The 21,252-nt window shown below is 60.8% G+C and carries 20 protein-coding genes and 2 pseudogenes; 6 read left to right on the top strand and 16 right to left on the bottom strand.

The genetic code is table 11. The features are described 5' to 3' along the window. The 8 genes from JKL45_RS26445 to JKL45_RS26410 form a co-directional block, all read right to left on the bottom strand. Nucleotides 1-290 (bottom strand): helix-turn-helix domain-containing protein (locus JKL45_RS26445; protein WP_246498992.1); only part of this gene is annotated, 290 nt, incomplete at its 3' end. Between the two features lie 32 nt (nucleotides 291-322). After that, nucleotides 323-1,411 (bottom strand): TRAP transporter substrate-binding protein, encoded by a 1,089-nt coding sequence (locus JKL45_RS26440; RefSeq protein ID WP_201864785.1) that lies wholly within the window; start codon nucleotides 1,409-1,411, stop codon nucleotides 323-325. Between the two features lie 109 nt (nucleotides 1,412-1,520). Beyond that, complete coding sequence (locus JKL45_RS26435) at nucleotides 1,521-2,294, bottom strand: SDR family oxidoreductase (protein ID WP_201864784.1); 774 nt, start codon at nucleotides 2,292-2,294, stop codon at nucleotides 1,521-1,523. Nucleotides 2,295-2,331: 37 nt separating this feature from the next. After that, nucleotides 2,332-3,411, bottom strand: a complete 1,080-nt coding sequence (locus tag JKL45_RS26430; protein ID WP_201864783.1) for a malate/lactate/ureidoglycolate dehydrogenase — start codon at nucleotides 3,409-3,411, stop codon at nucleotides 2,332-2,334. A 97-nt stretch (nucleotides 3,412-3,508) separates the two neighbouring features. Beyond that, the gene (locus tag JKL45_RS26425; protein WP_201864782.1) at nucleotides 3,509-4,330 is read right to left on the bottom strand and encodes a beta-keto acid cleavage family enzyme; all 822 of its coding nucleotides are present in this window, start codon (nucleotides 4,328-4,330) and stop codon (nucleotides 3,509-3,511) included. Further along, complete coding sequence (locus tag JKL45_RS30730) at nucleotides 4,327-5,247, bottom strand: 3-hydroxyacyl-CoA dehydrogenase NAD-binding domain-containing protein (RefSeq protein WP_201864781.1); 921 nt, start codon at nucleotides 5,245-5,247, stop codon at nucleotides 4,327-4,329. Before JKL45_RS30730 ends, JKL45_RS26425 begins: the two co-directional genes overlap by 4 nt. A gap of 69 nt (nucleotides 5,248-5,316) precedes the next feature. Further along, nucleotides 5,317-6,303 (bottom strand): Bug family tripartite tricarboxylate transporter substrate binding protein, encoded by a 987-nt coding sequence (locus JKL45_RS26415; protein WP_201864780.1) that lies wholly within the window; start codon nucleotides 6,301-6,303, stop codon nucleotides 5,317-5,319. A 51-nt stretch (nucleotides 6,304-6,354) separates the two neighbouring features. Further along, nucleotides 6,355-8,061 carry an IlvD/Edd family dehydratase gene (locus JKL45_RS26410; protein WP_201864779.1) on the bottom strand — a complete coding sequence of 569 codons (1,707 nt, stop codon included), beginning with the start codon at nucleotides 8,059-8,061 and terminating at the stop codon, nucleotides 6,355-6,357. Between the two features lie 40 nt (nucleotides 8,062-8,101). Between JKL45_RS26410 and JKL45_RS26405 the strand changes: the two genes are divergently transcribed. Together JKL45_RS26405 and JKL45_RS26400 are read left to right on the top strand one after the other, a co-directional pair. Continuing rightward, a complete protein-coding gene (locus JKL45_RS26405) occupies nucleotides 8,102-8,803 on the top strand; it encodes a GntR family transcriptional regulator (protein WP_246498990.1) in 702 nt (233 codons plus the stop codon). A 267-nt stretch (nucleotides 8,804-9,070) separates the two neighbouring features. Further along, nucleotides 9,071-9,151: pseudogene (locus tag JKL45_RS26400) on the top strand (IS6 family transposase); the annotation flags it as partial. A gap of 514 nt (nucleotides 9,152-9,665) precedes the next feature. Here the strand turns inward: JKL45_RS26400 and JKL45_RS26395 are convergent. Then, nucleotides 9,666-9,878: a hypothetical protein gene (locus JKL45_RS26395; RefSeq protein WP_201864778.1), complete on the bottom strand. Its 213-nt coding sequence runs from the start codon at nucleotides 9,876-9,878 to the stop codon at nucleotides 9,666-9,668. A gap of 322 nt (nucleotides 9,879-10,200) precedes the next feature. Between JKL45_RS26395 and JKL45_RS26390 the strand changes: the two genes are divergently transcribed. Further along, nucleotides 10,201-10,419: a hypothetical protein gene (locus tag JKL45_RS26390; protein WP_201864777.1), complete on the top strand. Its 219-nt coding sequence runs from the start codon at nucleotides 10,201-10,203 to the stop codon at nucleotides 10,417-10,419. A 141-nt stretch (nucleotides 10,420-10,560) separates the two neighbouring features. Here JKL45_RS26390 and JKL45_RS26385 read toward each other — a convergent pair whose 3' ends face one another. From JKL45_RS26385 to JKL45_RS26370, 4 genes are all read right to left on the bottom strand, one after another. Further along, a complete protein-coding gene (locus tag JKL45_RS26385; RefSeq protein WP_201864776.1) occupies nucleotides 10,561-10,788 on the bottom strand; it encodes a DUF6894 family protein in 228 nt (75 codons plus the stop codon). A 454-nt stretch (nucleotides 10,789-11,242) separates the two neighbouring features. After that, nucleotides 11,243-11,764 carry a hypothetical protein gene (locus tag JKL45_RS26380; RefSeq protein ID WP_201864775.1) on the bottom strand — a complete coding sequence of 174 codons (522 nt, stop codon included), beginning with the start codon at nucleotides 11,762-11,764 and terminating at the stop codon, nucleotides 11,243-11,245. Nucleotides 11,765-11,976: 212 nt separating this feature from the next. Then, the gene (locus tag JKL45_RS26375; RefSeq protein ID WP_201864774.1) at nucleotides 11,977-12,615 is read right to left on the bottom strand and encodes a response regulator; all 639 of its coding nucleotides are present in this window, start codon (nucleotides 12,613-12,615) and stop codon (nucleotides 11,977-11,979) included. Nucleotides 12,616-12,722: 107 nt separating this feature from the next. Beyond that, on the bottom strand, nucleotides 12,723-13,862 hold the full coding sequence (locus tag JKL45_RS26370) for an ATP-binding protein (protein WP_376771080.1): 1,140 nt from the start codon (nucleotides 13,860-13,862) through the stop codon (nucleotides 12,723-12,725). A gap of 26 nt (nucleotides 13,863-13,888) precedes the next feature. Here JKL45_RS26370 and JKL45_RS30230 point away from each other — a divergent pair, with 26 nt between their 5' ends. Both JKL45_RS30230 and JKL45_RS30725 read left to right on the top strand, forming a co-directional pair. Continuing rightward, complete coding sequence (locus JKL45_RS30230; RefSeq protein ID WP_246498986.1) at nucleotides 13,889-14,101, top strand: hypothetical protein; 213 nt, start codon at nucleotides 13,889-13,891, stop codon at nucleotides 14,099-14,101. A gap of 615 nt (nucleotides 14,102-14,716) precedes the next feature. Continuing rightward, nucleotides 14,717-15,718: a Crp/Fnr family transcriptional regulator gene (locus JKL45_RS30725; RefSeq protein WP_312897042.1), complete on the top strand. Its 1,002-nt coding sequence runs from the start codon at nucleotides 14,717-14,719 to the stop codon at nucleotides 15,716-15,718. Between the two features lie 178 nt (nucleotides 15,719-15,896). Here JKL45_RS30725 and JKL45_RS26355 read toward each other — a convergent pair whose 3' ends face one another. The 3 genes from JKL45_RS26355 to JKL45_RS26345 form a co-directional block, all read right to left on the bottom strand. After that, nucleotides 15,897-17,291, bottom strand: coding sequence for a PAS domain-containing HWE histidine kinase family protein (locus JKL45_RS26355; protein ID WP_201864771.1), 1,395 nt, complete (start codon nucleotides 17,289-17,291; stop codon nucleotides 15,897-15,899). A gap of 419 nt (nucleotides 17,292-17,710) precedes the next feature. Next, nucleotides 17,711-19,642 (bottom strand): adenylate/guanylate cyclase domain-containing protein, encoded by a 1,932-nt coding sequence (locus tag JKL45_RS26350; protein ID WP_201864770.1) that lies wholly within the window; start codon nucleotides 19,640-19,642, stop codon nucleotides 17,711-17,713. A 273-nt stretch (nucleotides 19,643-19,915) separates the two neighbouring features. Beyond that, entirely contained in the window at nucleotides 19,916-20,437 is a 522-nt protein-coding gene (locus tag JKL45_RS26345) for a two pore domain potassium channel family protein (protein ID WP_201864769.1), read from the bottom strand. Between the two features lie 152 nt (nucleotides 20,438-20,589). Between JKL45_RS26345 and JKL45_RS26340 the strand changes: the two are divergent. Next, nucleotides 20,590-20,858: pseudogene (locus JKL45_RS26340) on the top strand (IS66 family transposase); the annotation flags it as partial. Between the last annotated feature and the right edge of the window lie 394 nt (nucleotides 20,859-21,252).

Genomic DNA, 21,252 nt, shown 5'->3' with positions numbered 1-21,252 from the left:
TGCGCTTCCTGCTCGGGCGCAAGAAACCGTCCCGTACCGGCGGCAGGTCCGCGCGGCTGGCTCGCCAATCCCGCCCGGCCCTGTTCGGCGACGCGGCGACAGATGTTGAACACGCCGGTCCGGGTCAGGCCGACTTGCGCGGCAATGGCCTCGTAAGTCAGGCCGCTCTCGCGCAGTCCAACCACCTGCCGCCGACGCTCTTCTTGCGCTGCTGCGGGCAGCTTGCGCATGTCCACATGCTTCATCCCGCCGACCTGGGTCGACTGGCTGCGAATTTCAAGATCACCCAAGCCGGATCAATAAATGCTGTTGAGTTGCCTCATCAGTTCTGGCGCATCGCAAGGAGCATCAGGCTGTCGTAGCTGAAATCCGAGATCTGCGTCCATGGATAAACCTGATTCCGGAATGCCATCTGGTGATCAAGGATCTTCTTAAAGGTCGGGTTATTTGCACCCATCTCGGCATATAGCCCGGTCGCAGCCTTGTAGCTCTCTTGCAGGAGATCCTGCGGAAACGCTCTCAGCTGGGCACCGTTGGCAATAAGGCGCCTGAGGGCCGCTGGGTTCTGAGCATCGTACTTCGCAAGCATGTCCGCAGCCGCATACCCCGCGGCAGTGGTAAGGACTGATTTGTAACCAGGTGGAAGTTCATTCCACTTGTCGAGGTTTACAAAGAGGCTCAGCGATGCGGCACCCTCCCAGAAGCCGGGATAATAGTAGTACGGTGCAATCTTCGCTAACCCGAGCTTCTCATCGTCGAATGGGCCGACAAACTCTGCCGCGTCGAGAGTACCACGCTCGAGCGAGGTATAGATGTCGCCAGCTGCGAGCTGCGTGGGAACGAGGCCCAGTCGTTGGAGGACATTGCCAGCAAGGCCGCCAATGCGCATCTTTAATCCTGCCAAATCAGCTTTGCTCTTGATCTCTTTCCGAAACCAGCCGCCCATCTGGGTTCCAGTCCCACCAAGGGGAAGGTGATAGAGCTTATACGTTGCATAGAACTCATTAAGCAGATCGTTCCCGCCACCATGATAGAACCACGCCTGCTGCTGGCGAGTATTGGGGCCGAACGGAATCCCCGTCCCGAATGCGAAGGATGGATCCTTGCCGATATAGAAGTAGGAGCCGGTATGTCCCATTTCCACAGTTCCGTTTTGTACCCCATCGACGATTGACAGCGGCGGCATAATCTCGCCTGCGGCAAAAACCTGGATCTTGAATTTGTTATCGGTTGCTTCCGCAACAGCCTGCGATAAAACTTTGCAAGCGCCATAAATAGTATCAAGCGAAGTAGGATAGCTCGACTGAAGTCTCCAGTTGATCGTTGGCGCGCTCTGAGCAATGGCGGGCATGGCCACGCTGCTGGCTGCAACTCCAAGTCCAACTGCCTTCATGAATTCACGGCGTTTCATTGGCTTCCTCCGGGATTTTGACGTGTTTTATTGACGCTGTTCGAGCCAGGTTACGTTGGGGCTCGCGTGTAGTCTACACTGTGGCCTAATCCTGCTGGATTAGCCACGTCTACATTTTAATTGTTAAGCCTCCATCGACAGTAAGGACATGGCCTGTAATGTAAGAGGATGCCGCACTGGCCAGAAAAACGGCCGCTCCTGCAATCTCCTCAGGCTGTCCCCACCGGCCGAGAGCGCTACGGGTTGCAAAATGCTCCGCGACTTTTGGGTCGGACAGCATCGCTGCGTTGGCCTCGGTTGCAAAACCGCCTGGCGCGATAGCATTACTCGTGATCCCATAGGAGCCATACTCGGCGGCGAGAGCACGGACCATCCCGGTGAGGCCATGCTTCGTACTTGAGTAAACTGCGTCGCCCGTCCTGGCGACATGCCCGGCGATGGAGGTGACTGTAATTAGGCGACCAGCGCGCTGGGGTAGCATCAGGCGTGCGGCCTCACGTGCCAGGCTGAAACCTGCGACCAGGTTGGTTTCAATAAGATCCCGAATCTCCTCATCCGAAAACTCCAGCAGCGGTTTGCGGTTACGTGCGCCAACATTGTTAACAAGAATGTCCAAACATCCATGTGTTTCGCGGATGGTGGCGAAGGCCTTGTTGAGCGCTTTCGAGTCCGTCACGTCGAACGGCGCTATCGACGCCTGCTGACCAGTGGCTCTGATCGAATCGGCTACGTCGTGAAGGTGATCTGCGTTCCGTCCATTCAAGATAACGTGCGCCCCTGAGCCAGCCATAGCCTTCGCTACTTCCAAACCTAGCCCCCGCCCCGCACCCGTGATGAGCGCGACCCTGCCGGCAAGTGAAAAGGTGTTGAGATATGGCTGCATTACTCATTCATCCCTGCGCAGAGTGGCGGAAACACAGTTAATCAACGAGCGTAGCTGCCAAGACGTCAGAGGATATCCCGACTACTCGTGCGGCTCCGTAGAGTTCACTCCAAGTCGTTTCGTCTATGGGAATCCCATTTCTCGACCGCTCCACAAAGGTAAGACGCTCCGGCTCCCCGGCTATCAGCACGCCGTCCGAATTTGCACCCGGGGGAGATGCTTTGACCCAATCAATGAAACCAGAAACATCATCGCGCCAGCTTGCTGCTCCTCCCAGCTTCTCTGGATCGAAGATAAAAGAAAGCATGTTGTTGTGAATGACTTTTGTTACAGCAGTGCTGGCATTGTAGGTTCCGCCCCCCGTCAGCGCACCTGCGAACAATTCGGCTATGACACCAAGGCCATAACCTTTATGTCCGCCGAAGGGCAGAATTGCTCCGCTCGGGCTTTGGTACATTACAAGTGGATCGTTGGTGGGCTGCCCATCAGCGTCAATAAGGGTATCATCCTCTACCTCTGCGCCCTTATTCATGGCGACACGCACCTTGCCTAAGGCAATCTTGCTTGTTGCCATGTCCAGCACCACCGGCTGGCCATTCGGACCAGGTAAGGCAGCACAGTACGGATTGGTGGCAAATCTTGCGTCTGTCCCTCCGTACGGAGCGACCAGCGGCGGCAGACCTAGGGTGTTGACGTAGTGAGTTGAGACGTAGCCTGCATTTGCACATTGCTCACCCCAATGGCCGATACGGCCAAGGTGATGACAGTTGCGGATGGCAACCAGGCAGACTCCGGAAGCGCGAACCCGGCTTATGCCAAGCTCCATTGCCTCATGTCCGATCGATTGCCCAAAGCCCATCCCCGCGTCAATCGTGACCATCATACCCGCGTCTGCGATTATCTCAGGTCTTTGGTTTACCCGGACGAGCCCTGCTTTAACCCCATCCAAGTAAAGCGGCACAAGGCCCACACCGTGTGAGTCGTGTCCTGAAAGGTTAGCAAGGACGAGGTTATCGGCGATGAGCCGGGCCTCGTTTTCATTTGAACCAATGCCTTGAAAGATCTGAGCGATTGCCGAGGAGAGCAACTGAGCGCGTACCGCAACATAGTTTGTCATGGGCTACTATCCACCACCTCTGCCGCTATGGATCCGGATTAAAAGTCACAAGGTGCCTTGCTTCCCGCAACAAGCATACTCTGTTCCACTCCGGAAACTATCCTTCGTGGGCGAACACATGCCTAGCCTCCTCGGATGTTGCGACCGTGAGCCCCAATGACTTGGCCACATCCGCAACCCCGCGGACCAGAGCAGCATTGTCAGGAGCCACACTCCCATCCGGCAGGTGAAGGTTGTTTTCAAACCCAACACGAACATGGCCGCCCAAGCAGGCCGCTGTGATTGCGCAAGCCGCCTCACGGCAGCCGAACGCACAGAGGGACCACGGCAGGTCGAGAGCCCACGCATTGAGGAAAGGCAGCAGATCATTCGGCGATGATTGCTGCCCCTTCGTATAGCGCCCGAGGACGAACAATCCGCTTGCCCTGGTGCGGGGAATAACCTCGCGATCCAGAAGATCAATGAACCGCCGCACGTCGTTCTCGTCATAGAGAATGTGCTGGACAAACACCCCACGCTCGGCCTGTTCCTTCAGGAACTGGGCGGCTTCGGTCTCGGACGCGGCATCGGGAATGAGTTCGCGAACAGCGACGGAGAAGGCCTCGGGTTGAAGCGCCTGCATGGCGGCGATCTGCTGATCGGGTGTGAAGATTCCAACCGCTTCAGTCGTCACCTGGACAATCAGATTGGAGCCAGCCTCTTTCCGTACAGCCGCAATGGCGGCCCGATACAGGTCCGGATCAAGGGAATGCCGTCCCTCAGCATCCCGGACGTGCAGGTGGATCATCGAAGCCCCCGCCTCTTGGCAGCGGGCTGCCTCAATCCCGATCTCAGCTGGCGTGAGCGGGATAGCCGGATGATCGGCCTTGCCACGACGTGCCCCATTGGGAGCAACCGTGATGACGAGCGGGTCCATCATGGCTTTCCCGCAACCTCGATTCGGGACTTCAGGATCTTGAGAAGCGCCCGGTCCCGGCGTTCCTCCAGTTCTTGGATCGAACGGTCGCCAGCCTCTTCAGCCACGCCTTCCACAATCTGTTTCTGCACCTCGGGGCTCAGTGTTGGGTTTCCCAACGAGGCCCATCGTCTGACCTGGCTTGGGCCTAAATGGGCGAGGTAATGCTCGATGCCCCCTGGGCCGCCGCCGAGATGATAGGTCATGTGCGGGCCCATGACCGCCCAGCGCAGACCTGGTCCATTGCATAGGGCAGCATCAATGTCAGCCACACTCGCCACGCCCTGCTCCACCAGGTAGACCGCTTCCCGGTAAAGGGCGGACGACAGCCGGTTCGCGATGTGGCCCGGCATCTCCCGTCTCAGGATAACAGGCCGGCGGCCAAGGGTTCGATAAAACTCGGCTGACTGCTGAACAATGCCTTCGTCCTCTCCGACGAGTTCCACGAGCGGAACAAGGTGTGGCGGATTGAACGGATGCGCGACGATGAACCGGTGCGGTGTCTTGCAGTCCGCGACAATGCTGCTTCTCAGGAGGGCGGATGTGCTGCTGGCAATGATCACGCCCTCCGCCGCGAGCGCATCGATGTCGGCCAGCATCCTCCGCTTCAAGGCTTCGTCCTCCGGAACGTTCTCTTGGACGAAGTCAGCGGCACCCAGTACGTCAGTCAGATCACCTGAGAACCGCAGCTCGCCTTTCTCGCGAATGCCGAGCTCCGCGAGTTGATCAAGGGCATGATCCACGAACGAGTGCAGCCGCTCCTCGGCGCCCGGGCTCGGATCGTAGGCTGCCACATCAAGGCCGTGGGCCAGAAAGAGCGCAGCCCAACTGGCGCCAACAGTTCCGCAGCCGATCACAGCCACCCGTTTGATCGTTGTCACCCTGAGATCTCCTAATGAAGCTGAGCCAACAGCCCGTCGGCCCGTTCAGCCAACGGGCTGCCGAAGGTTCTACTCGGCTGCCTTAACTCCTGTGGTCTTGATGAGCTCAGACCATTTCTGCATCTCACTGTCGATCAGACGAGACGCGTCTTCGGGCGTTCCGGGCTTGGGCGTGACGCCCTGAACGCGCATGGCTTCGATGACCTTGGGTGTCTTGAGAGACTTGACGATCTCCTGATTGAGCTTTGTCAGGATTGGCTCCGGCGTTCCGGCCGGTGCGAGGATGCCAAACCACGAACCGACCTCGAACCCGCTCAAGCCCTGAGATGCCACCGTGGGCACACCTGGCATGAACTCGGATGGCTCCTGTGTGGTGACCCCCAGGGCCCGCAGTTTGTCTCCCTGCACGTGGGGCAGGATGGACGGGATCGTGTCGAACATCACCTGCACATGCCCGCCGATCATGTCTGTCATCGCCGGCCCGCTGCCGCGGTATGGCGCATGAACGAGCTTGGTGCCGGCCATGGAATTGAACATCTCGCCGGCAAGGTGCTGGGGCGAACCGGCACCCGCTGACGCATAGGTCATCTTTCCGGGCTGCGCCTTGGCCAAGGCAATCAATCCCTGGACAGACTTGGCCTCGACACTCGGATTGACGACCAGCGCGAGGCCGACATTGCCGGCCAATGTGATGGGGGCGAAGCTCTTCTTGAGGTCAAAGCCGGGCTTCGCCTGCAAGCTCATGTTGATGGAGTGGCTGGTGAGTGCTCCCATCAACAGGGTGTAGCCGTCGGGGTCCGCCCGTGAGACGGCAGCGGCTCCCAGGCTTCCGGCAGCGCCTGGCCGGTTCTCGACGATCACGCGCTGCCCAATGGTGTTCGACACCTCCTCGGCAACGACGCGGCCGATGATGTCCGTCGCCCCGCCGGGTGCATAGGGCACGACCAGCGTGATGGGACGATTGGGGTAGTTCTCCGCGGCCAAGGCGCCGATTCCAGCTGACACGCCCGCTCCGACGAGAGCTGCGGCGCTGATGAGAAGCGCTCTGCGAAGCATGATGTTTCCTCCATGATGTTTGTTTTGAGTTTGCCTGGGTCTTGCCGCCCATCAGCTGAAGTCGAAGTCGCACCCCTCGTCGGCCTGCAACACGCTTTTGAGGTAAAGACCACGGTATCCGCGATGTTCCTCGGTGAGGTGGGCCGGCGGTTGCCATTCTTTGGCGCGGCGCTCCAGCTCATCCTCATCCACCAGGAGCTCAAGACGACGCTCAGGCACATCCAATCGAATCTGATCGCCATTCCGCACGAGACCCAGGGGGCCGCCAGTCGCGGACTCCGGAGCAATGTGGAGAACGATCGTTCCAAAGGCGGTGCCGCTCATGCGTGCATCGGACATGCGCACCATGTCCTTAACACCGGCCTGTGCAAGCTTCTTCGGGATCGGCAGGTAACCGGCCTCCGGCATGCCCGGAGCTCCTTTTGGCCCCGCATTGCGCAGAACCAGGATGTCATCGGCTGTCACATCGAGATCCGGATCGTCGATCCGGGTCACCAGATCCTCCACCGACTCGAATACGACGGCCCGGCCGGTATGCTGAAGAAGCTCGCGCGATGCCGCGGAGTGCTTGATCACCGCCCCCAAGGGAGCGAGATTCCCGCGCAGGACTGCCATGGCGCCGGTGGCTTTCAGAGGATTGTCCCGGCTTCGGATCGTCGTCTGTCCAGGCACGTCCTCGGCCGTATCGGCGATGGCTCCGATGGTCTCACCAGTAACTGTCACAGCGTCTAGGGCGAGATGATTGCGGAGTTCCTGCATCAGACGGGGGACCCCGCCCGCCCAGTGGAAATGCTCCATATACTGGGTGCCCGAAGGCTTTAGATCGACCAAGACAGGAACCTGGCGCCCGATCTGGTCGAACTCCTCCAAGTCGATCTTGATGCCGCGACGGCGGGCAATAGCGGCCAGATGAACCAAGCCATTGGTCGAGCCGCCGATCGCCTGCAGCACGACCATGGCATTGCGGAAGGCAGCCTCGGTCAACACCTCGCTCGGGCGCGTCCCGCTCTTTGCCAGCGAGACTGCTTGACGCCCGCTCGCCTCGGCAGCCCGGATCCGGTCCGCGTGGGTTGCTGGGATTGAGCCGGTCCCTGGCAGGGCAATGCCGAGCGCCTCGACAAGGCAGCCCATGGTGCTGGCCGTGCCCATCACCATGCAGGTGCCCTGGGTCGGAGCCAAACGCCCACTGACAACCTCTACCTCATCCTGGTCCATGGCCCCCGCCCGATGGTGGCCCCAAAGGCGCCGGCAGTCGGTGCAGGCTCCGAGCATCTCGCCCTTGTGGTAGCCGACGAGCATCGGCCCTGTGATCAGCTGGATCGCCGGCACATCGGCGCTGACAGCAGCCATCAACTGGGCTGGCACCGTCTTGTCACATCCGCCAATCAAGACCACTGCATCCATCGGCTGGGCCCGGATCATTTCCTCCGTGTCCATGGCCATGAGGTTGCGCAGGAACATGCTGGTTGGACTGGCGAAGGACTCGTGGATGGAGATCGTAGGGAACTCCATCGGGAGCCCGCCCGCCAGCATGACACCCCGCTTCACCGCCTCGATCAGGCGGGGCACGTTGCCGTGGCAGGGATTGAAGTCGCTGAAGGTGTTGGTGATGCCAATGATCGGTCGATCCAGAGCGTCATCAGAGAAGCCAGCGGCTTTGATGAACGCCTTGCGCAGAAACAAGGAGAAGCCGGGATCTCCGTAGCTGGTGAGGTTGCGGCGCAGGCCGGACGGGGGAGGTTTAGGATCATTGCTCATGACGAGGATCATTGACCTGTTATCAGAATTGTCAACAATAATGGCAAAGGTGAGTGGGGTCGATATGGATGGTGTGGAGCGTCAGGCATCGGCAGCCCGCGTGAAGCAGGTGGCGAATGTCCTTGAGGAGGAGATCGTCCTTGGATGGCTGCAGCCTCGGGAAAGGCTAATCGAGGAGGACATTGCCTCGCGGTTTGAGGTCAAACGCCACGTGGTGCGTGAGGCGATTGCCGAACTTGAGCGCATGGGGCTGGTCGAGCGCGTGCAGAACAAGGGCGCGGCTGTGCGAATGCTGAGCCCGACCGAGGTTCGGCAGATCTATTCCGTACGAGAAGCTTTGGAGACCTTGGCGGCACAGCAGATCCCGCTGCCTCCATCACCGGAGGCGATCGACCTATTGGTCGATATCCAGGAGCAGCATGCGGCTGCGGTTGAGCGTGGCGACTCGCGGGCCGGGTTCCGTGCAAACATGGCCTTCCACAACGCGCTCTTTGGGGCCTGTGGCAACCCGCATCTGGTTGAGCTCATCCAGAGCCTTGCCCAGAAGGTCCATGGCGCCCGATCTTACACGGCGGCAAACCCCGTGCATCTCGCCCGGGCAAGAGACGACCATTGGGCCATGATCGAAGCCCTTAAAGCATCTGATCGGGAGAAGTTGGTTCAGCTCTGCCGGGAGCACCTCAGCCCGTCACGTGACACCTACATCGCCTCTCTGGAGCAGCGGTTCGGCAAAGCCGGGTAATGCTCTCAGGCAGAATTCTCAGCCTGGACGCGCCCGAGCCTGCGGAATGAAGTCCACTTTGAATTAAGGTCGGAGTTCTCCGCCAACGCCCTTGCGCTGGCACTAAGAGCGAAGAGATGGGGTTGATTGACGCGCCGAATCGGGAGCAGAAAGGAAGGATTGTTGTATCAGCGTTGTATCATCGGAATTCACTGACGCAGGTTCAGGTGATGGGGCTTGTCACGTTCCTAGCTTGCTGACCGGATTGCAGCGGCTTAACCATTCGGCATGACCTCACCGTGCTACTCCGGCTACCGCTTTCCGAGCGACATCATTCAGCGTGCGATCTGGCTCTATCTGCGCTTCACCTTCAGCTGGGGTGGGAACAAGAACTGCTCCCAAACACACGCCGGCATTATCAACCAAAGACAGCTTTCCCTTTGCAGCTAAGCTTTTTGCATGCGATTCTAACCTCATGTTCGATGCCCGGATCGGGAGGTCAGCATACAGCTTTTGGTCGGCGAGATACTACGCAGGATCACCACCGTTCCAGACATGGTCAAAGTGTTCCAAGACGAGGAGTGCCATTTTGAGACCTCCGAACGCGACGCTGTTGCGTGTCATAGCCGCCAATGGCTTACTGTAAGTACTTCGCGGAAGGCCGTGTATGAAAAGTAAGTAGAAGACCGCAGCAGAAAAGAAAAAGCGCTCGTCCGGGGAGAGCGCTTGAGGTGTCGGAGCCGTAGGGGCAAATACCGTTCGAAGGGTCGCGAACACGGTCATAAGACCGGGCGCGGCCCTTTTTCATGGGCGCTCCAGCTCAGTCCCACGCAAGCGCGAACGTGGTCGCTCAATTTGTCATAACGCTTATTGGGGCAAGCACTCAGCTCCGGGCCAGGGCGTCCAAGATGAGCTGCCGCCGGATACGCCACAGGTCGAGGATCGCCTCCATATGCCGAAGCAGTTTCCTGGCTTCCGCTGGGTCGTAATCCTTCTCGATCATCCACTCGATCCGGGCGATCTGCGCGGACATCCGCAGATCACCTTCGACGATCTGCTGCTGGATCCTAGCATTTTCCTCAGTCCGGTCGGGCATGGCTCTGATCATGCCTCAGCTCGCGCATACGGGCCACGAGTTTCGCATAACGCCCAATGTGAAACACACTAGGCTGAGGTGAGTAGAGGCTATTGCCATCGAGCTCCTGCGATCCATAAAGCCGGCTATGAAAACCGCCGCCGAATATGAAAACACGCTGAAGAATGCCGGGCGCTCGCCAGGCAGATGCCCGAGGGGGAGCAGCGCAATCAGCTTCTGGAGATGGCCCGGACTTGGATAATTTGGCCAAGGACCGGGAGCAATTGGTCCAAAATCACCCCGAACTCGACACCTTGAAAATGCTGATCGGCTTTCGAGCACGATGAACACAACGGATCTGCAAAACAGATTAGCGCGCTTAGTCTCTGGAGAGACGCTGTTGGTTCTGGCGGCCGAGATCGAGCAGGCTTTCGACTTCTATCCGAGCCCTGAACAGCGCCGCGAAGCAGCGGGCGACCTGGCTGCGCTGTATCAACGTAGCATCTTGTTCTGCGGGCCGGGCGAGAGCCAAGCCCTCTTCACCCGGCAGGATCATTTATAGCCGCGCGATTTCGCATAGTTGTCATTAGGGGACAGACTGGATACGGCCTTCACGAAGGGCAAACGCTGGCTCCGAAATCGCTGTCGGGTTCGGCGGAAGGATTGCACAGTACGTTACATAGCCTAGGTCGTGGGTACTTTATCACAACCGATCGATTGTCAGCGCAACGGTCAGGATCAGCTGCGACTGACGCTGTTCGTCCTTGACCTCGACACCGATCTCCCGGGTGAGTGGCAACCAATCGTGTGCGAGGGTAACAGCAGTGTGCATTGCCTCGTGCTCGGCCGCCGCCAGACCATCGAGCTCAAGGCCGTCCGGATCGGGCAGGAACTCCGCTCCTGCCCGGACATCAAAATAAAAACGCCGCATGTCATCTTTCCACCTAACGGCGCGCAGCAGCGGCCTGGAGATGGTTTGCTCTGAGCCGTGTGGACCCGACCAGTCACGCGGCGCAGAGAACGCCAAAACCAGAAGGGGTGCAATCAGGTGAGGACGCGAAAGGACGCGCAGGATTACCCTGACCCGGACCAGATGGGTCGAGAGTTCGGTTCCTTACATGAAGCTGCGAGCCCAATCGTGGACTCGGGTGGACAGCATCCTGAGGCGACCCCTCAGTGTTGCCGGCCGTTCTTGCCTGCTCCTTTGGGTTCTGGAGGCAGGGGCGGAGGGGATCCCTTCATGGCGAGCTCATCCCGGGCGCGGAGAAAGGTCATGGCGCGAGCTACCGTGTCCTCAACGCGCTTGGCAAATCCGTGAATTGGCAGTCTCAGCATTGGACATCTCCCGTCGCGAGCTGTTGCGGAAGCTGATAGGGCGTATTCCGCTAGTGCAGGTCTTGAGCCTGCTGCCTTGCATTGGCGATGAGTTCCACCGCCTGAGCCAGTTCGGGCTCGTCGAGTTCAGTGCATCCGTAACTGTCAAGAACGGCAAGCTTCGCGTGGGAGTAAAGCTCCAGCCAGAACCAAGGCGTCCCCAACAGCCGTTGCTCCTCCGGGATTTCGGTCAGCCGCGCCTCCAGCATGCCGAACCGGACCACGGTCACGGTGCGGGCGTCGTCCGTCTCAGGCATGCAGGCAAGCTGGACGTAAGCGCGGATGACGCGCTGTTCGATCTCGTCAGGGCTCATCTCGGCTCCGATGAGGCCGATGGGACTTCCTGTGATCCCGCGCATCCCAAGCATTGCGATCTCCGGACTGTCGGGGGCGAGAGACGGTCCCCGGGTTTTTGAATCGATGTCTCTGACGGCCGACGCGATGATCGCTCTGTCGAGCCGGACTTCTGCCGCTCGCCATAAGCCGATCAGGCGCTTGTAGAGCCACACCACTACATTCACTTTCTCAGCCACTACGCCGTATGCCACTCTGGCCGAGGCTTCGTCGCCTCGTGCCCTGAACGACGGCTTCGAAAGGCCTTCCCTCCCGCCAAGCGGGAGAGCGGCCGACAGCGTTCGTTCTCTGGGTGTCAGCAACTGGCAGCAAAGCGTATCGCGATCTGGATTGGAATCAGGTGTGGACCGGAGGAAAGCGTCAGGATTGTCCTAACCCTGAGGCAGGAGGGTCAAGGCTCGATCAGCTTGTTGCGGACAGCATACAACGCCAGCTCCACCCCGGAGCGCAGGTTCAGCTTGCGCATCGCCGCTGTCCGATGGCTTTCAACCGTCTTGATGCTGACCTTCCAGCGCTCGGCGATGTCGCGGTTGCTCTTCCCCTCGGCCACGAGTTGGATCACCTCTCGCTCGCGCGAACTCAGGGTTTGCGACGCCACCACCTTGTCGCCGCTCAGGAAGGTGTCGAGCAGGGTCTCGGAGACCTGCGGCGAGAAGTAGGGCTTCTTGCGCAGAAGCGACTGCACGGCCCTGACAACCTCGGCGTCGTCCTCCGTCTTGAGCAGATAGCCGCGCGCGCCGGCCTTCAGTACGTCGCGGATGACGTCCTCGTTGTTGTGCATGGTGTAGATCAGCACCTCGGTCCCCGGGCTGGCGACGCGGATATAGCGGGTGGCCTCAAGGCCGTTCAGCTCTGGCAGGGAGTAGTCGAGGATGGCCACGTCCGGCCGGTACTGGGTGGCCAGATCGACCGCCGCCTGGCCGTTCTCCGCCTCCGCGCAGACCTGCCAGCCGGCTTGCGCCTCCAGGAGAGCATGCAGGCCCCGGCGGACGATGGCGTGGTCGTCGGCCACGAGAAGTTTTGCGGTCATGGCACCCCCATGCGATCCGATAACCCTTACCTCCGCCAAAGCGCCGGCCCCATCAGGTCTGGACCCGAGTGGCGGCTCAGGATTTCCCTGAGAGCTACCCGACGGACTTACGGACCATTCGCGGGGTCTTCAGCCGCCTTTCGGCCCGTCTGGCCGTCAGTGCGCCCCTCCTGGGACGCTGCGGGGAACATCAGCCGAACCGCCGTCCCGCGGCCCTCCTCGCTGTCCAGCTGCACGTCACCGGCGCTCTGCTGGACAAAGCCCAGCACCTGGCTGAGGCCGAGCCCGTTGCCCTGTCCCTTGGTGGTGAAGAACGGATCGAAGGCCCGCTCCAGCACCGCTGGGGGCATCCCTATGCCCGAGTCAGTCACCATGATCTCGACCCACCGGTCGCTGTCAGTCCCGGACAGATGGCCGGCCCCATTCGTATCAGGAGGTGGATCGATGACCTCGGTGGCCACAGTGATGGTGCCACCATCCGGCATCGCGTCCCGGGCATTGAGCACCAGGTTCAACAATGTCGCTTCGAGCTGCACCGGATCGAGCAGGGCTGCCGTGTCCCTGCCGGCCAGCTTGAGATCGAGAGCGATCCGGGGGCCGGCCGCCTGGCGCAGGATTGGGGCAAAGCCCGCGATGCGCCCATCGATCACGGTCACCTCGGGCCGGAGTTCCTGCCGCCGCGCAAAGGCGAGCAGGCGCTCGATCATGGCCTTTGCACTCCTGAGCGCCTGATCGGCCTCGTTGACCAGGGACAGGGTGTCGGGTTGCTCAGCCAGGGAGGGCCTCAGGAGTAGGAACGTCGACTGCATGATCCGAATCGTGTTGCCGAGATCATGCGCGATGCCGCCGGCAATGCGCCCGAGCCCCTCAAGCCGCTGCACGCGGCTGAGCCGGATCTGCTCGGCCTGCTCGCGCCGACGGCTTCTCTGGACCAACACGATCAGGGCGCCAACCAAGCCGAGAAGGATGGCCGCCGTGATGAACACCACAGTCGCATGCTCGCGCCAAGGTTGGAACACGGTTTGCTGCGACAGGGCAACGAGAACCAGGGCCGGGGCGGTGCCAAGAGCTCGGTATGCGGCAACACGGGTCGTGTGATCGACCGGGCTTGTGCCCCAGATAATCCCTTGCGCACTGCGTGAGAGGTAGGTGGAGACCGGCTCCACCGCGGCGTAGGATTTGCCGATGGCCTCCTCGGCGGCCGGGCTGCGGGCCAGAAGCGTGCCATCCCGCAACAGGAGAGTGATGATGCCCTTCTCCCGATGGAGAGGCCTTGATAGAGCTGCTCGAAGTACCTGGGCTCAAGGGCGGCCACGACAATGCCGCCGAAGCTGCCGTCAGGCCGGTTGATCCTGCGGCTGAAGCTGATGAACCAGATGTTGACCGATCGGCTGCGAAGCGGCTGTCCGATATGCAAGCCGAGGGTGGCATCGTCCTGATGTGCCTTGAAGTAGGGACGATCCGCGAGGCTGACCCTTGGTGTTGACGGGTAGTCGGTATCGTGCGTGATGAACCCGTCCGGCCCGATGACATAAAGAGCCCGCACATACGGCAAGGCCTTGAGCCGCTCTTTCAACCCGTCACGGAAGCGGGCTTCGTTGTCGGGCATGTCAGGAGCAGCCGTGAGGGCATCGCGGATCCCCACAAGCGTGAAGTCGACGGCCTGGAAGGTCCGATCGGTTTGCTCGGCCAGCACATGAGCCAGGTTCCGGGCGTCCTCTTCGCCGCGCCGTGCCGCCTCAGTGTAGCTTTGGAGGAGCTCCAGGCCACCCAGCAGCACGATGCCGAGCGCGAGTACCACGGCTGGAACGAGCGGAAGCGCCGATCTGACAGATCTCGGCCTCATGCTATGGATCTCTCCAGGCTGCGGCGTGATGATAACATACGTTGTTTTTAGACTGCCTGACGCAATCAGCCATGGGAAACAAGCCAGATCTTTCGAGCGGGTGAGGCCGGGGCTGTGGAAAAGCAACAGAGCCGAGCCAAACCGACTGGTGGGTCCTGATGGCTGCGGGCAGCGGTGCTGCATTGTATTCAGCGGCTAAGTCGCAATGTAGGCTGCCGGTAACAGGGCTGGTTAGCGCTTTGGCTCTATGATGACGTGAACCTTATCTGGCTCAACCAAACTCCCACCAGCGCGTTGATCGTGATCAGTGCGTCCACTGGTTGTGATCGCGAGGATATCATGCCTTCAGAAGGACGACGCACCCTTTCGGCGGCTACGAGATCGGCACCGGACAACCGGTTCCTCGCCGCGTTGGATGCCGAGGACTTCGCCGTTCTTGAACCACATCTTGAGGCCTTGGTTCTGCCCTGCGGCACTGTGCTGTACGAGCCGGGTGATCCGATTAGCTACACCTACTTCCCGCATGATGCCATCGTGTCCTTGGTCGATGTGATGGAGGATGGCCGCCTGGCTGAGGTGGCAATGTTCGGCCGCGAGGGGCTGTTTGGCCTGCTGAGCGCGTTTGTCAGCCGGGAGGCCTTCGGACGCTATGTGGTGCAGATCCCCGGCTCCGCCTCCCGGGTACCTCTCGACGCCATGCACGCGGCCATCCAGGCCCACCCAGCCCTGCAACGGCAGGTGCTCGCCTACAACGAGGCGCTGCTCGCGCAGGCGTATCACACGGTGGCGTGCAATGCCGTGCATCCGGTTGAGGCCCGCTGCTGCCGCTGGCTGCTCAGCACCCATGACCGCCTGGATCAGGACACGCTGCCCCACACCCATGAGTTTCTGGCCGAAATGCTCGGCGTGCAGCGGTCCACAGTCAGCACGGTTCTGCGCAGCCTCCAGACCTCACGCTTGATTGAGCAGCAGCGCGGCGGCATCAACGTGCTCGACCGTGCAGGTCTCGAGCACGCCGCCTGCGAGTGCTATCGCAAGATCCGCTTCCGCTTCGACAGGCTGCTGCCCGGCACCTTTGCCCAGGTTGATCGCACAGCGTCAGCCACATCTACGCCGCCAGGGTTGAAGGCCGCAGCGAAACAGTTTTTCATCTCGCGCGGCGCAGCGAGCATTTCGTCGAGCACAGACCATTGCTCGAGTTCAGCGCTCGGCCGTGCACCACGGCGCCCGGAGTCGGTGCCTTGCGCTCGATTATAGGATCCGCAATGTCCGGAGTGGGTCAAACCTTCGCCTTCCAACGTCGCAATGAGCGTCGGCTTTTCCCGCTGGAGCGGACCAAGCTCGTTGGTCCGCGGAGTGCCGCAACCGGACTTACGACTTGACTAAGGATGAGTCTGACTTGCGCGTAAGCCTTCGTGAGACGGCTTAGTCGCAGCTAAATAGGTGTTGCCTCGCGAAGTGCGGACAGCGGCGTTTCGATACTCCAGACGACGCCGGTTGGCTCATAGCCGATCTCAGCCTGAGTACCAAAACTCTCGGCGAGGCTCCGCTCGATAAGCCGCGAGCCAAAACCCTTGCGCTCTGGCACTTTGACCGGAGGGCCGCCGCTTTCCCGCCACCTGAAGCGAAACAGCGCATCCTCTTCCTCGCCTGCGACATGCCACATGATCTCGACCTGGCCCGTGTCCACTGACAGCGCCCCGTACTTCGCAGCATTGGTGCAGAGCTCGTGAAGAGCCAATGAGAGAGCAAGCGCCGCCTTCGGCCCGAGGCGGACATCAGGTCCACCGAAGTGAATGCGGCCGTGATCATTGTGCGACTGGGTGGCACCTTCGACGACCACCCCAATGCTGGCGCTCGACCAGCTCTCTTGCAACAGGGTGTCGTTCGCCCGCGCAAGGGCTGCCAAACGCTCACTGAAGACCGTGCCCGCCGCTTCCAGCGACGGAGCGCTTCTCAGGGTCTGGGTGGAGATCGCCTGGACCATGGCAAGCGTGTTCTTCACCCGGTGCGCCAACTCCTGCATCAGAAGCTGGCGCTGCTCCTCCATGCTCTTGCGGTCGGTGACATCATAGACCGCACCCACCAGCCGCGCCGCACGCCCCGCCTCGTCACGCACGATCTCCCCACGTCGGGCTAGCCAGCGCATCTGCCGGTTATCCTGCCGGATGATGCGGTACTCGGTGTAGCTAACCAGATCCTCAAGAGAGCTGGCCATGGAGGTTGCGATCAGATGACGGTCATCGGGATGTACGAACTCCTCAAAGGCGCCAACGCGGATCGATCGGTGCGGCCCAATTCCCCAGATGCGGCAGAACTCCTCAGTCACCGTCACCTCGCCCGAGCGGATGTTCCACTCGAACGTGCCGATGCCTCCCGCATGCTGGGCAATCCGCAGCCGTTCCTCGCTGCTGGAGAGCGCCCTAAGGGTGCGCACCCGGTCGCTGATCTCCACCGAGATGCCGACAATGCCCACCATGTGCCCACTGTCGTCGAACACCGGCGAGTCGGTGACATGAACCGGGAAGGTGTGTCCGTCCTTATGCCGCAGGACGACGTCTCCCGACCAGACCTGGCCCGCCTTGAGGCAGGTCATGATCTCTTCGACCTGGGGCAGCCCCTCCGAGGGGATGTTTAGCTCCAGGATGTCGCGCCCGAGCGCTTCCTCGGAGCTCCACCCATACAGCCGCTCAGCGCAGCGGTTCCAGTAAGTGACGGTGCCGTCGAGGTCGGTTGCGATCACCGCCTGCTCGACCGCGTTGAGAAGCTGGGCCTGGAAGTGGATCTGCCGGATTGGATCCACGTTCCCGGCTGAAGTGGGCGAAGTCATGGCGTGGCTGAATCGTCCCTGGAAAGGCAATCTCCAGCCACGTTCTACAGGCAGCAGGCCATTGCCGCCACTATGTTGAGCCCGAGAGGGCGCCGGGAGCCGCTTCAGGCTTCGACCGGACAGGAGGTCAGCCCTAGTGGCGATGTCCCCACGATGCGTCCGTAGCCATATGCCCGAGATCGGCCAATGTCACCTGTGGGTCAAAAAGTCGCGAACAACAGATGGAATGAAGGTCCGCTCACCGCCTAATGAACAGACCAAATCGCTACTTCCGGGATGTGCCAAGACGGGACCTCTCGTTCGATCCCACGTTGTTAGTTGGTCCGAGTTGTGAAGCTCTTGTAAAGTCACGTGCGAGGGTTCCAACACCATGCCTTGGAGAGAGGTGGTGCGCCGGTAAGCCCTCGCCAATCATCCCGTCAAGCGCGATCTCCTCTACGGGAATGCTCATTCAGCTCACCGCAGAGTTCGTACACTTGGATCCTCGCCTGGAATCCCTTTGGCTGGATCGTGTCGACAGCCCGAAATGCGAAGCGGTCAGACACTCGGCGTTGGATGGCCTCGCTGACCAGGATTTCGGTGCCGTATTCCTTGTTGAGCGGCTCGAGGCGCGCCGCCAGGTTCACTGTTGCACCAAGGACCGTATAAGCCATCCGGTCCTCCGACCCGATGGTGCCGACGACCGCTTCCCCGGTGTGGAGCCCGAACCGGGTCCGGTAAGCCGGCCAGCCCTCGCGCTCGAACGCTCCGTTGAGCTTCCGGTTGGCCTCAAGGCAGGCCAGCACGGCAGCACAGGCATGGGCGACATGATCGGAATCGTCGGCCGGCGCGTTCCAGATCGCCATGATGGCGTCACCTACGAACTTGTCGACCGTGCCGCCGTGCTCCGCGATCACGGCGGACAGCACGGCGAGATAATGCGAGGTGCGAAGCATGACCTGCTCGGGATCGGCCTTCTCGGTGATGGCGGTAAATCCTGTGATGTCGGTGAACAGGATCGTAACCTCGCGACGCGATCCGCCGGGCTGGAGAGCATCACCCGTGGCGACGAGCTGCTGGACGAGGCGTTTCGGTACGAAGCTGGCGAACGTCCGCACCACGGTCCGCATTGTGGCAACGGATCGTCCGAGGTCGTCGATCTCACGGATGATTGAGCGGATCCGCCTTGAGGAACCGCCGGTCTCGAACCTCTGGATGCGGTCCGTCTCGAACGCCAGCGCCTTCATGGATCGCGACAGCATCGAGCCGATCCACCACACGACCGGGAGTGCCGCAAGGACGAGACCTAGCGCCAGGAGAAACAGCCGGCGCCGCCCGGCCTCGATCTCGGCGAAGAACTCGTCGAGCGGCGCCATGACGGCAAGGCTGAGACCGGAGGACCGGGCCGTCCCGATCGAGCGGAACGCCACGACGTAGGTCCGCCCGTCCGCCGCCTCGAAAATTTGCTGTGCCGCCCCGCCCCGCTGCCAGGTGCTCAACGGCTGCGCAATGTCGATGGCCACAAACTGGCCGAGGCGCGGCAGGTCAAGGGGAGGCTCTGCCGCTCGGGCATTAAAAACCTCCTCCATGCGGGGATGAGCGACGATCCGGCCGCTGTCATCGAACAGAAACACGACACCAGAGGTGCCGAGCTTCTGCGAGCGCAGGAAGGCATCCGTCTCGGTGAGAAGGATGTCCCCGCCAACGACGCCACGTCGCCCTTGCGGGAACGGTGCCCGCACCGTGTAGCCGATCAGGTTGGCGAGCTCGAAAACGTAAGGCTCGGTGATCGGACCGGCTCCGGGGTGGAAAGCGTCCCGATACCATGGCCTCTCGCGCGGGTCGTAGTCGGCAGTGCGATGGTCCTGGGCAAGGATGGCTAAGTCGGAAGAGAGATAGGACGTGAAGCGGATCCGTGATGTCTCCCCGGCCGGTGTCTCCATAACGGTCAACCTGAATGCGGCATCGGGCGGCGCGTGGAGCTGCGCGCGGGCCGCAGGTCCTGCCCGATCCAGCACATCGAGTTCGATGAACCCGCCATCATCGTAGCCGATGTAGAGATTGTAGAGCTGCCCGTGCCGGCGCAGGAGCGCTGCCAGGGTGGCGTAGAGCGACGGATTGCCCAGGATCGTGCCCGACTCGACGGGCTCGAGCTGCCGCAGGACCTCCAGGATGTCGAGGACGTCTTTGAACTGCCCGTCCACCCGGTCAGCCGTGTGGTCGGCGACCCGATCGATGAAGGCCAGGGCGGCCGAGCGGGTGATCGAGCGGGCGCGATCGAAGCTGAGGAAGACCAGGGTGAGGCCGACGGCAAGCACCACTGCCACGAACAGCGTCGTGACCGAGAGTTGAAAGCCGAACCGAACCCGCATAGCCCAGCCTTCCGGTTACCCTGCCCAGCGGCGGCCGAGCCAGTGTACCGACTGACGCCACCAAAGGTAGACCGTATTAGCGCCGACTCACAGGAGGACCAGGGCAGCGGCACCGGTAACGCGGCTTTCAGAGAGGGTGTTGCCGCCGCTCGCCCCATCTTGGTTATCCTAAATTCTGGATACCCCGTCCTCTACCATCCCTTGGAGATCCGATAGACGGGGCCAAAGGCGAGATGCTGCCGGACATAAAGCGGGATTGCCGGGTCGTCGAAGTTACGCGGCGTCGGATTCGGCGATTTTCTTACGCTCGGCGTGGTGCGTGTCGAGTGTCCCGAACTGCGTCACGACATAGACGAGCACGCTCGAGGTCCAGCCGAAGGTGAAAAGCCCTGAGACGGCGATGATAGGACCCAATTGCCGCCAGCTCAGCGGCAGCCGGACAGCGCCCTCGCCGAGGGTCGTATAGGTCTCGGCTGCGAAAAAGGCTGCGGCTGAGAGCTCAGGAATGAGATTGAGCCAGTAAATCGGCAGTGCCCAGATCATCACCTCGATCAGATGAACGATCACGAGTTGCGCGATAACGCTGCCGAACAACAGGTTGACCCTCCAATGGGGCGTCTCAGTGGTCACATGCACCCAGCGTCCAGAGAAGTAGCGCGAAATCTGCCGAATGCCGACACCATGGACGAAGACCACCACGACAAGGATCGCGATGCCAAGCGCGATCTGCAAGAGGTCGAAGGAAGTGGAAACCACTTCGACAGGCAATTGTGCCAACGGGTCCTGTGGGATCATGCTGTCCTGGTCTTGCGCGCACGACGAATGCCGTCAAACTTAGCGCCGGCTGCCTGATGCGAGGTCTGTCGAGCATCTTGCTTTTTCATAAAGTTTTCGTTGATGGCCGGGCTCGATAGCGCGTTCCATCGACTGGCTTCAGGTCATTTTTGGACGAACTTCTGAAGGTCCTTAAGCGCTCGGAGATCCCGCTCACACCAATGCGTCCGAGAACGACCTGCGTGCCTGGGTGACCAAGCGCAAGATCTCCGGCGGCACCATGAGTGCGGATGGCCGCGTGGCGCGCGACGTGACGCTGGGGCTCTCGAAGACCTGCCGCAAGCTCGGGCTGTCGTTCTTCACCTATCTCGGAGACCAGCTGGGACTGAACGGAGATCAGCCGAGGATCCCACCGCTCGCAGCTCTCGTGACCCAAGTCTGAGCTGGGTCGCCCCCCCAATCTGCCCCAGTTACGATCCACATGGGCCAAATGCAGAAGCTAAACCATTGATGTTATGAATATATATGCTGCGGATGGAAGTGAAGCAAAGGATTACTACGTCTTAGTTGAAGCCACATTCTTATTGAAATTAGGTATTGTTAACTTCCGCTTATCGTTACCAAGCATAATTTTGGCGTTGTAGGGCCATTCAGGCTGCGTTTCGGCTGCTCTCGGCCTTGGCGCTGCCACTAGAACGACCGAGAGGCAGCGATCGGCTCCTTGACCTGAGTTAGTAGTGGCCGAGGTCCCCCGGCCCTTAGCTGTTTGGTAGCGGAACGTTGTTGGGACCAGGTGCGTTGCGCGATTGAGGAGTACACTTGGCGCTTTGAGAGAC

It is taken from the genome of Microvirga soli (assembly GCF_016734765.1).
Classification (GTDB): Bacteria; Pseudomonadota; Alphaproteobacteria; order Rhizobiales; family Beijerinckiaceae; genus Microvirga; species Microvirga soli.
The sequence above is the reverse complement of the archived record's forward strand: the minus strand, read 5'-3'. Positions and strand labels throughout refer to the sequence as shown.